Origin of the sequence: Streptomyces sp. NPDC059740 (assembly GCF_042733155.1) — a bacterium.
Classification (GTDB): Bacteria; Actinomycetota; Actinomycetes; order Streptomycetales; family Streptomycetaceae; genus Streptomyces.
In genome coordinates, this window is record NZ_JBHWGP010000080.1 from 1 (window position 1) to 9,837 (window position 9,837).

9 protein-coding genes are annotated in these 9,837 nt (G+C 76.3%); 4 read left to right on the forward strand and 5 right to left on the reverse strand.

Annotated elements, in window-relative coordinates:
* Positions 1 to 187: 187 nt before the first annotated feature.
* From ACFV3R_RS34240 to ACFV3R_RS34250, 3 genes are all read right to left on the reverse strand, one after another.
* Complete coding sequence (locus ACFV3R_RS34240; protein ID WP_385591386.1) at positions 188 to 1,003, reverse strand: class I SAM-dependent methyltransferase; 816 nt, start codon at positions 1,001 to 1,003, stop codon at positions 188 to 190.
* A gap of 180 nt (positions 1,004 to 1,183) precedes the next feature.
* Positions 1,184 to 2,731 (reverse strand): bifunctional phosphatase PAP2/diacylglycerol kinase family protein, encoded by a 1,548-nt coding sequence (locus ACFV3R_RS34245; RefSeq protein ID WP_385591388.1) that lies wholly within the window; start codon positions 2,729 to 2,731, stop codon positions 1,184 to 1,186.
* Between the two features lie 240 nt (positions 2,732 to 2,971).
* The gene (locus ACFV3R_RS34250; protein ID WP_385591390.1) at positions 2,972 to 3,367 is read right to left on the reverse strand and encodes a DUF2795 domain-containing protein; all 396 of its coding nucleotides are present in this window, start codon (positions 3,365 to 3,367) and stop codon (positions 2,972 to 2,974) included.
* Positions 3,368 to 3,879: 512 nt separating this feature from the next.
* Here ACFV3R_RS34250 and ACFV3R_RS34255 point away from each other — a divergent pair.
* The 3 genes from ACFV3R_RS34255 (at position 3,880) to ACFV3R_RS34265 (ending at position 6,889) form a co-directional block, all read left to right on the forward strand.
* The gene (locus ACFV3R_RS34255) at positions 3,880 to 4,131 is read left to right on the forward strand and encodes a DUF6158 family protein (protein ID WP_385591404.1); all 252 of its coding nucleotides are present in this window, start codon (positions 3,880 to 3,882) and stop codon (positions 4,129 to 4,131) included.
* Positions 4,132 to 4,530: 399 nt separating this feature from the next.
* On the forward strand, positions 4,531 to 5,730 hold the full coding sequence (locus ACFV3R_RS34260) for an aminotransferase class I/II-fold pyridoxal phosphate-dependent enzyme (RefSeq protein WP_385591393.1): 1,200 nt from the start codon (positions 4,531 to 4,533) through the stop codon (positions 5,728 to 5,730).
* Positions 5,731 to 5,815: 85 nt separating this feature from the next.
* Positions 5,816 to 6,889: an MBL fold metallo-hydrolase gene (locus ACFV3R_RS34265; RefSeq protein ID WP_385591396.1), complete on the forward strand. Its 1,074-nt coding sequence runs from the start codon at positions 5,816 to 5,818 to the stop codon at positions 6,887 to 6,889.
* Positions 6,890 to 6,904: 15 nt separating this feature from the next.
* On the opposite strand, the gene ACFV3R_RS34270 is transcribed toward ACFV3R_RS34265, so the two are convergent.
* A complete protein-coding gene (locus tag ACFV3R_RS34270; protein WP_385591398.1) occupies positions 6,905 to 7,552 on the reverse strand; it encodes a DedA family protein in 648 nt (215 codons plus the stop codon).
* Positions 7,549 to 8,331 (reverse strand): MBL fold metallo-hydrolase, encoded by a 783-nt coding sequence (locus ACFV3R_RS34275; protein ID WP_385591400.1) that lies wholly within the window; start codon positions 8,329 to 8,331, stop codon positions 7,549 to 7,551. Before ACFV3R_RS34275 ends, ACFV3R_RS34270 begins: the two co-directional genes overlap by 4 nt.
* Positions 8,332 to 8,536: 205 nt before the next feature.
* On the opposite strand from ACFV3R_RS34275, the gene ACFV3R_RS34280 reads away from it, so the two are divergent.
* A complete protein-coding gene (locus tag ACFV3R_RS34280) occupies positions 8,537 to 9,532 on the forward strand; it encodes a hypothetical protein (RefSeq protein ID WP_385591402.1) in 996 nt (331 codons plus the stop codon).
* The last annotated feature ends 305 nt before the right edge of the window (positions 9,533 to 9,837 follow it).

A 9,837-nucleotide genomic window follows, 5' to 3' on the forward strand; every position in this document is an offset into this window, starting at 1 on the left:
GCCGTGCCCTCCCGGCTCCCCCCGGCCGCACCCGTCCGGGGCACGGGGGTGTTGGAGGCCTGGGGGCTCCCCCCCCCCCCCCCCGCCCCGGGCCGGCTGCGGTGGACCCGGGCCGGGCCGGTGCCGGGACGCCGCGCCGCGGGCCGGCACGGCGTCCCGGCACCGGAGCCCCGAAGACGGCGGGATCTCAGACGCGGCAGAGCAGTTCGCCGTGCAGGACGGCGAACCAGCCGTCCTCCTGCCGGCCCCACTCGCGCCAGGCCCGGGCGACGGCGGTCAGCTCCTCCCCGGTGGCGTGGCCGCCGTCCACCGCCATCCGCGCGTAGGAGGACGCCACGGTCCGGTCGGCCCACAGTTCGCTCCACCAGCGGCGCTCCTCGGCGGTGGCGTAGCACCAGGCGCTCGCGGTCGCGGTGACCTGCTCGGGGGCGAAACCGGCCCGCAGCGCCCAGGACCGCAGGTGCCGTCCGGCGTCCGGGGCCCCGCCGTTGCTCCGTGCCACCCGCAGGTAGAGGTCGAGCCAGGCGTCCATGCCCTCGACCGCGGGGAACCAGGTCATCGCCGGGTAGTCGGAGTCGCGCACCGCCACCAGCCCGCCCGGTTTCGTCACCCGCCGCATCTCGCGCAGCGCCTGCACCGGGTCCCCGACATGCTGGAGGACCTGGTGGGCGTGGGTGACGTCGAAGGATCCGTCCTCGTACTCCAGCGCGTGGACGTCGCCGACAGCGAAGGAGAGGTTGGTCAGCCCGCGGTCGCGTGCGGTGGCCCGGGCCTGCTCCAGCACCCCCGCCGCGTGCTCCAGACCGACGACCTCGCCGTCCGGGACCAGCGCCGCCAGGTCCGCGGTGATGGTGCCCGGGCCGCAGCCCACGTCCAGTACCCGCAGGTGCGGCTGGAGTGAGCCCAGGAGGTAGCCGGCGGAGTTGGCTGCGGTGCGCCAGGTGTGGGAGCGCAGTACCGACTCGTGGTGGCCGTGGGTGTAGACGGCGGTCTGCTGTGACATCTGCGGACAGCTCCTTCGCTACGCGGCGCCCGAGGTGACGGGCTGAATGCCACGCTAGCGACTGGTCCCGCATGATGAGAACCGCGTCTTGAAATGTGGTCCTTAGGGGGGTGGGGCGCGGCACGGTCCGTGTTCCGGGGGCCGGGCCCCGGAACACGGACCTCGTACCGGCCGGCTCCCTCAGTCGGGCAGCAGCCGGTAGACGGTGAGCGCCTCGTTCGCCTTGTCCAGCCACAGTTCCCGGGGCGCCGGTGCCACCTCGCCGTCGAAGGCCAGGTCGGTGCCGGGAGCCAGGCCCCCGATGCGCAGCGACCGCAGCCGCGACTCGCTGAGCACCGGCGTGTGCTTCAGACCGCCCGTCACCGCCGCCAGCAGCAACCGGGTCCGCGCCAGGCGGCCGCCGTGCACCACCCGTACGTCCAGCACCCCGTCGGCCAGGTCGTGGCGCCGGACCGGGGCGAGTCCCATGGTCCGGTACGAGCAGTTGCCGACGAAGAGCAGCCACACCGCCCGCCGTCTGCCGTTGACCTCGACCGTCACCGGGGCCGAGGTCCGCAGCACCCGCCAGGCGGCCAGCACCCCCGCCGGCCAGGCCCCGATCCGGTGCGCCCACTCCTCGCGGATCCGCACCAGTTCGGGGTACGCGCCGATCGAGAAGGTGTTGAGGTAGTAGCCCTCCTGCACGCCCTCCGCCGCCTCGTCACCCGAGGAGCCGGCGTTGCTCCCGGCCCTTCCGGACCCGGGCCGGGCGCGCGTCCCGCTGCGGAACCGCGCCAGGTCGACGGCTACCGCCTCACCGGTCTCCACCGCGCGGGCCGCCGCCCCGAAGGTCTCTATCCCCAGGTCGTAGGCGAAGTGGTTGCGCGTTCCGCCCGGCATCACCGCCAGCGGCAGCCGGTGGCGCACCGCCGCCCGGGCCGCCGCGTTGATCGTGCCGTCCCCGCCCATCACGCCGAGCGCCCCGCCCGCCCTGGCGGCGCGGGCCGCGGCCTCCTCCATGGCCTCCACCATCGAGGGCCCCTCCGGCCCGCCGACGGTGACGACCTCGGCGTCCGGCAGCACGGCGTGCACCTCCTGCGCCGGGTCGGCCCGCTGGCCGGTCCGCTGCCCGGAACCGGGGTTGGCGACCACGATCAGCCCCTCGCCCCGCTTCAGCGCCGGGGCGTCGGCCCGGGGGCGGGCGGGTGGCGCGAGCTGTGTACGGGTGGGCGCCATGCCGCGCACCGCGAACGCGGCCCCCGCTCCTATCGCCGCCCCGGCCAGGACGTCACCGGGATAGTGGACCCCGGTGTAGACCCGCGAGAAGGCGACCGAGACGGCCAGCGGCGCGACCGCCAGTCCCCACCACTTGTTCTCGAAGGCCACCCCGGTGGCGAACGCGGCGGCCGAGGCGGCGTGGCCGGAGGGGAAGGAGGGCGTGAACGGCTGCCGCTCCAGCCGCCGTATCACCGGGACGCTGTGCAGCAGCGGCCGGTCGCGGCGCACGGCGTACTTGCCCAGCGTGTTGACGGTCGCCGAGGCGACGGCCAGCGAGGCCACGCCGCGCAGCGCCGCCCGGCGCATCGGCCGACTCCCCAGCGCGGCGGCCGTGGCCGCCACGCCGAGCCACAGCACCCCGTGGTCGGCGGTGCGTGTCAGCCGGGGCAGCACACGCTGCGCGCCGGGCCACTCGCGCGCGGCGACCCGGTCGAAGACGGCCCGGTCCCAAGTACTCAGCAGCTTCCGCATGCGCCACCATTACCCCGAAGCGACCCGCGCAGGCCTGACGCGCTCCCTGCTCCGGCGAGCCCTTCGTCACACCGGCGCACACCTCACCCGGGCGCCGCCCGCCCCGCCCGCGTGCCGGGTACCTCGCCGCGGCGCCGGCGACCGCCGGCCGGGCCGGGGCCGGCGGTCGCGCACAGACCGCGCGCGCCCCTCCCACGGTGGGTGACACCGTGGGAGGGGCGCGCGGCCCGGTCGGCGGGCTCAGCCCGGTTCGGCGGTGCCCTCCCGGGCGACCAGTTCCTGCGTCACCTCATGAACGTTGGCGTACCGTCCCTTCGCGGGGAGTGACCTCACGTTCTCCCTCAGCATCTCGGGTGCCCCCTGCTCGGTCAGGGTCCGCAACAGGTCCGCACGGTCGGCCGGGAAGGGCCCGCGGCCGAGGTGACGGGCCAGTTCGAAACGGAGTTCCTCCATCGCTCCCATCGACCCGGGCGCCGGGACGGGCCCGACGGAGACCACCGGGTCGTCGTCGGCGCTGGGCTCGGGGTCGTGCCACTCCTCGGCGCGCGTCGAGTGCCCGGAGCGGAGCATTCCTTGCAGTTCGTGCTTCATCTCGTCGTCCCGATGCACGCTCAGGCGGTCGCTACCACGCTGCACGCCGTTCTCCTTCCGGTCGGTGCTGGGACAGTGCCCCTCCGGTTCACGTCGGGCCGCACTCCCTCGGCGGCCGGCTGCCGCCGGGGACGCCCGGCCGGTTCTCCGTGACCACCGGATCCGGGGCTGTCGGTTCCCCTTTCCGTTCCGCGCGCTTGTATGACTCCCGGCCGCCACCGATTCCGTGCGAGCCGCACACCTGCGGCAACCCGGACCGGCTCGGCCCCGGGCGCCGCGGTCCGGACGCCCGCCCGGCACCCGGCGCAGGAGCGCGGGGTCCGTGTCTCACCACCCGGCGCGGTGCTCCCGCGCCGTCCCCGCGATCCTCCCGGGAACTTCCGCCCGGGCCCGGATGGCCGGTGCGACGTGGGTACCCGCACAGCGACGGCCGACACAGAGGAGTGATCATGCAACGCCCCACCCGTACCGAGAGCGCCGAGGCGACCCGGACCGCCAACCCCTACGCCGACGGGCCGCAGACCCTGCTGGCCGCGGTCGACCCTGCCGACCCCCGCATGAGGTCGGCCACCGACGCCTACCAGGGAATCCCCGCGGCCGAACTCGTCGAGGCGGACCTGCTGCGCGAGCTGGAGACGGTGCACCGCACCCGCCACGACACGCTGCTGTACGGCTCCGCGGACGCGCTGACCGCGCACAACGCGCGCATGGCGGAGCTGGAGGGCGAGTACCTGCGCCGCCACCCGCGGCGCCGGGTCGCCGCCGGACGGACCCGGGCCGGGGCGCGGGCGAGGGCCAGCCAGAGCTGACCCGGCCAAGGGGTCCTTGCCATATGCCCGCCCGGGCCGCGTGGTCTGGCACCCGCACCTCGCGGCGTTGCCGAAAGCCCTGGTAGCTCCGCCACGAGGACTCTCCGGCGCCTTGCGACGCACGGCACCCAACCACGCGACCTCATCGGACGCTCATATGGCAAAAACCCCAAAGGCGGAGCCAGGCCCCTCCCGTGCGCAGTCCCGCGCAGCCCGGACTGCGGGGGTGCCGAGCCGTGGTGCGGGCGGCCCGGCGCCCCGGGACGGCCGCCCGCATCCGCCCCCTGCACCCACCGGGACGTGTCCTCCGCGCCGCCACCGGAGACATCTGTCAAGGTGGGCGCAGTCCTCCTTCGTGTGAGGGACCACGATCGCCGTCCGCGGACAGTGGAGGTGCGGATGCCGCTGCGTGCCCCCGATCCCGACCCGGCCCCCCACCCGGCCGGCGGCCCCCCGGTCCTCCCCGAGCTGGCGGCCCACCTGGCCGCCGCTGCGGGCCGGGCCGCACCCGAGCCGCCGGGCGGTTCCACCGCGCTGCGCGAGGCCGTCTGCGGGTACTGGGAGCGGCGCGGGCTGCCGACCGGACCCGACCGCGTGCTGGTGGCACCGGGCGCCCCCGCCCTGCTCCTGGCCCTCCTCGCCGCCCTGGACGGCGCGGTCGTCCTGCCGCGGCCCTGCGCCCAGTGGTACGCCCCCGCCGCCCGGCTGCTCGGCCACGACGTCCACCACGTCCCCGCCCCCGCCGAGTCCGGCGGGCTGCCGGACCCGTTCGGACTCCTGGAGAGCGTGCGCCGCAGCCGCCGCGGGCCCCAGGCCGTCCGCAGCCTGACGGTCACCCTCGCCGACGACCCCACGGGCACCTGCCCCCCACCCGAACAGCTCCACGAGGTGTGCGAGGCGGCGGCCGACGAAGGGCTGTGGCTCATCGGCGACGAGACCCGCCGCGACCTGCTCCACGACCCCCACGACACGGTCCTGCCCAGCCCCGCGGAGATCCGGCCCGCCGAGACCGTCCTCCTGGCCGACCTGCGCCCCACGCTGCTGCCGGCCTCCTGGCCCGTCGCCGTGGCACGCTTCCCCGACACCGGGGCCGGGGGCCGGCTGCGCGACGCCGCCCTGGCCGTGCTCACCGACGTCCTCGCGCCCCTCGCCGGGCCGGTGGCCTGCGCGGCACTCCACGCCCTGCGGGAACCGGAGGCGGTACGGGAGCGCCTCGCCGCCCTCACCCGCCTCCACGCCGCACTCGCCCGCGCCCTCCACGAGGTGGTCACGGCCGCCGGCGCGCTCTGCCGCCCCCCGCAGGCCGGCAACCACCTCTACGTCGACTTCGAGCCGTTGCGGGGCCCGCTCACCGACCACGGCGTCACCGACGCCCCCGGCCTGGAGCGGGCCCTGGCCCGGTGGGGGGTGCGGGGCGGCCACCGGTTCGGCGAGGACCACCACGAACTGCGGGCCCGGCTGTCCACCGACGTCCTGGTGGGCGCTGACTCCGCCGACGGCCACCGGGCACTGGCGGCGGCCGACCCCGCGCGGCTGCCGCACGTCGAGGCCGGCCTGGCCGGCCTGGCGGCGGATCTGGCGGCATGGGCACCGGGATGACCCGGGTGGCCGGGGGCGGTCCGCCCGGCCCGTCCGGACGTCCTGCGGTACCACCGACGACCCTTCCGCGCGAGGAGCCAGCGCCATGACCGAGCAGTCCGACCCCTCCTGTGCCCACCCCCGCCCGACCGCGGCGTCCACCGGGGCGGGGGAGGGGACACCGGGCGCGCCCCCCACCGCCGCGCTCCGGCCGCTCGGTGAACACCGGACCTGGCCCCGGGACTTCACCGACCGTCTGACCGCGCCCCTGCCCGGGGTGCGGGCGCTCGCACGGCTGGCCCGCGACGGGAAGCTGCGGCCCGCCGCCGCCACGCTCCACGAGATCACCGAACTGCCCGTGGCACCGGCCCCCCTCCCGCCCGCCGACCCCGGCACCCTCAGCCTGACCTGGGTCGGCCACGCGAGCTGGATCGTCCGCGTCGGCCCGGTGACGGTACTGACCGACCCCGTGTGGTCCCGGCGCATCCTCGCCACCCCGCCCCGCATCACCCCGGTGGGCGTGCCCTGGGCCGAACTCCCGCCCGTCGACGCCGTCCTGATCAGCCACAACCACTACGACCATCTCGACCTGCCCACGCTGCGGCGGCTGCCGCCCGGCACGCCGCTGCTGCTCCCGGCGGGCCTCGCGCGCTGGGCGCGCCGCCGGCGCTTCACGCACGTGACCGAACTCGACTGGTGGGAGAAGGTCGAACTGCACGGCGTCACCTTCGGGTTCGTCCCGGCCCACCACTGGTCCAAACGCACCCCCACCGACACCTGCCGCTCGCTGTGGGGCGGTTGGGTCATCACCGCCCCCGACGGCCGCCGGGTCTACTTCGCGGGCGACACCGGATACGGCCACTGGTTCGAGGAGATCGGTGCCCGTCATCCCGGCATCGACGTGGCGCTGCTGCCCGTCGGCGCCTACGACCCGCGCTGGATGCTGCGCCCGGTGCACACCGATCCCGAGGAGGCCGTCCGCGCCTGCCGGGACGTCGGTGCCCGCGCCATGGCGCCCATGCACCACGGCACCTTCCTGCTCTCCGGCGAACCGCCGATGGAACCCCTGCGGCGCGTCAGGACGGCCTGGGCCGCCGCGGGACGCCGCCGGGAGGACCTGTGGGACCTGCCCGTCGGAGCCTCCCGGGTCCTCGCACCGCCCCCGGTCGCGGCCTCCTGACGGCCCGTCGGCCCGTCAGCTCTCCGCCCCGCGCTGCTCCCGGTGCCCGCCCACCGCCTGGCGCAGCCGCCGCCACACCGCGGGGGCACCGGCGACAACGAAGGTCAGCACCACCGCCACCAGCACGCCCTGCCAGGGCTGGGGGAAGAGCGAGCCGCCCAGGACGCCGATCAGCTCGTACGTCGCGGCCCACACCAGGCACGCCGGCAGGTCCCCCCGGGCGAAGCGCCGCATCGGCATCCGGGCCAGCAGGCACGCCAGCATCACGGGGATCCGGCCGCCGGGCACCAGCCGGGAGAGGACCAGCACCAGCACCCCGTGGGCGCGCAACCGCTCCTCGGCCTGGGCCAGCCGCTCCGGCGAGGCACGTCGCCGCAACCGCTCCAGCCACCGCGAGCCGTTCCGGGACCCGACCCCGCGGCGTCCCAGCCAGTACAGGGCCAGGTCGCCGGCGAACGCGGCGAGCGCCGCCACCGCGAAGACGCCCAGCAGGGTCCACAGTCGGCCCTGGTGGAAGGCCACCACCGCGGCCGAGCTCACCACCGCGCCCGTCGGTATCACCGGCACCAGCGAGCCGGCCGCCACCAGCAGGAACAGCGAGGGGTAGCCCACCGCCTGCCCGGCGGGGTCGGCCGACAGGCTGCGTGCGAGATCGCCTATCACGCGGCGCCCCGCACGGTGACGCTCCCGCCGTGCGCCAGCCGGTGCACGGTCACACCGGGGGCCAGTGCCGCCGCCTGCCGGGCGAACTCCTCACCCGGGGAGTGGAACTCGTGCGGCCGGACCGCGTCCATCCCCAGCGGCCAGTAGGTGCCGTAGTGCACCGGGACCGCGGCGCGCGGCGCGAGTTCGGCCGCGGCGCGAGCGGCCCGGTGCGCGTCCAGGTGCCCGTGACCGAGGAACGGGCCCCAGCCGCCCACCGGCAGCAACGCCGTGTCGCACGGGCCGACCTGTTCCGCCATCGTCTTGAAGAGCCCGGTGTCCCCGGCGAAGTAGGTCACGCACTCGCCGCTGACCACGTAGCCGAGCGCGGGCACCCGCGCCGGACCGTAGGGCAGGCGCCGCCCGTCGTGCTCGGCGTGCACGGCCCGCACCTCGACCTCGCCGACGCGAACGGTGTCGCCCGGCCCGACCTCGGTGAGCGCCAGGTCGCGTGCTGCGGCCAGCCGCCGCAGGCCGGGCAGTGCGGCGGGCGCACCGGTGGGGACGATCAGGCGGGTGCCGTGGGCGAGCCGGGCCAGGGACGGCAGGTGCAGGTGGTCGGCGTGCAGGTGGGAGAGGAGCACGGCGTCCGCACGGGCTGCGTCCGGCGGCGGCAGGGCGCCGCGCCGGCGTCGCAGGTGGGCCAGCCGGCGGGTGAACAGCGGGTCGGTCAGCAGCCGCACCCCGGAGTCCTCGACCGTGGCGGTGGCGTGCCCCCACCAGGTGACTTCCACCGGCACCCGCTCGCTCCCTCACCACGTCCTTCGCCTGTTCCCGTCCGCCACCGAGGGTAGCGTCCGAGCCCGCGAAGAGGGTGTCCGGCCTCGGCCCGCCGGTGTGCTGGTAGGCAAGACGGCAAGGATGTTCATGCTTTTAAAGGGGCCGAGTGGGTCATCCCTGCCGCTGCGGCATTGCCTGCCGAGGGGTCGATCGGTTCTGTCGTGTATGGAGTTGAGGGACCGACTGGAGCGGCATGCGGCGCTGGCGGACATGTACTGCCGGGCCGACGAGCGGGTCGTGGAGGCCCACTGCCGCCTGGAGGAGCTGCAGGGTGATCGGCTCAAGGTGCTGGCGGCGCTGGCGGTGACCATCGGCAGTGACGCGGGCGCCGCCCACTACCTGGGCCTGCACGAGCGCGAGGTGCGGGCGGCGCGCAAGGCGGTGGGGCGGGTGGACGCCGAGGAGGCCGCCTCCACCGCACTGGACGCCGTCATGCGCGAGGATCCGGGGGACTGGCAGCCGCCGCCGGTGCCGACCGTGCCGCCGGTGCCGCCCGCCCCCAGCGTCCCGCCGGCTCCCCCCGTGCCGGGCGGCGGCCACCTGGGCGGGACGTTCGGGGCAGGGGTGGCCGGCCACGGCGGGACGGGCCAGAGCGCGACGGTCACCGTCCCCACGCCGGAGCGTGCCGGGGCGGCCCCGGCCTTCCACGGCTGGTCGCACGCCATGGACGACGCGCTGCTCAAGGGCTGGCACCAGGGCGTCGACCCGCAGGACCTCTCGGCGCACCTCGGCTGCTCGCTGCGCGACCTGGTGGTGCGGCTCCAGCAGCTCTCCGTCCAGCACCTGGAGTCGACCGCACAGGGCGCCGACCGCCCGGCGTCGGCCGAGGAAGGAGGCAACCGCTGGGAGTCCGTGCCGACTCCCTCGCGAGAACAGGGGCGCCACCGGCGCCACCGCAAGAACCACACTGCTGACGGCCTGTCCGCCGAGGAGGCGCTGATGGCCGTGCGGGAGCTGGTCGGACACCTGGAGGACCGGCAGGCGGACGCCGAGGCGAACTCCTGGGAGGCCGCGCGCCGGCCGGCCGCCTGGAACACCGACGAGGCGTGGGGCGCCGTCGACGGCTGGCCGGCCACCGCCACGTCCGCGGACGTTCCGTGGGGCATGACCGACCACTCCGCCGGCTACGACGTGCCGCAGCAGCGGTTCGCCCAGATGTGAGGCGGGGCGCGGGCCCGACCGGCCCGCTGTGGCGGAAGTCACGGCAGGCGGGCCGTGGGGGACCTGAGGCCCGTGGCTGATGCCCGCGGTGCCCCGCCGCCCCGCCCCGTCGGGCGGTCGGCGCGGCTGCGGCGGGACTGACGCCTCCGCGAGGTGTGCCAGTCTTGTTCCGTCCTGACGTGAGTACCGGGAGTCCTCTCACCGTGAGCACCCAAACGTGGTGCTCAACGGGTGTTGGAAACCCGGGACGGCGGGGGGTGGCCCCCGGGGGGGGGGGGGTGTGGGGCGGGCGCCGGCAGGGAGGG

Coding starts and splice junctions, on each gene's coding strand:
- ACFV3R_RS34240 (WP_385591386.1), bottom strand. CDS start 1,003: ATGTCACAGCAGACCGCCGTCTACACCCACGGCCACCACGAGTCGGTA.
- ACFV3R_RS34245 (WP_385591388.1), bottom strand. CDS start 2,731: ATGCGGAAGCTGCTGAGTACTTGGGACCGGGCCGTCTTCGACCGGGTC.
- ACFV3R_RS34255 (WP_385591404.1), top strand. CDS start 3,880: ATGAGGTCGGCCACCGACGCCTACCAGGGAATCCCCGCGGCCGAACTC.
- ACFV3R_RS34260 (WP_385591393.1), top strand. CDS start 4,531: ATGCCGCTGCGTGCCCCCGATCCCGACCCGGCCCCCCACCCGGCCGGC.
- ACFV3R_RS34265 (WP_385591396.1), top strand. CDS start 5,816: ATGACCGAGCAGTCCGACCCCTCCTGTGCCCACCCCCGCCCGACCGCG.
- ACFV3R_RS34280 (WP_385591402.1), top strand. CDS start 8,537: ATGGAGTTGAGGGACCGACTGGAGCGGCATGCGGCGCTGGCGGACATG.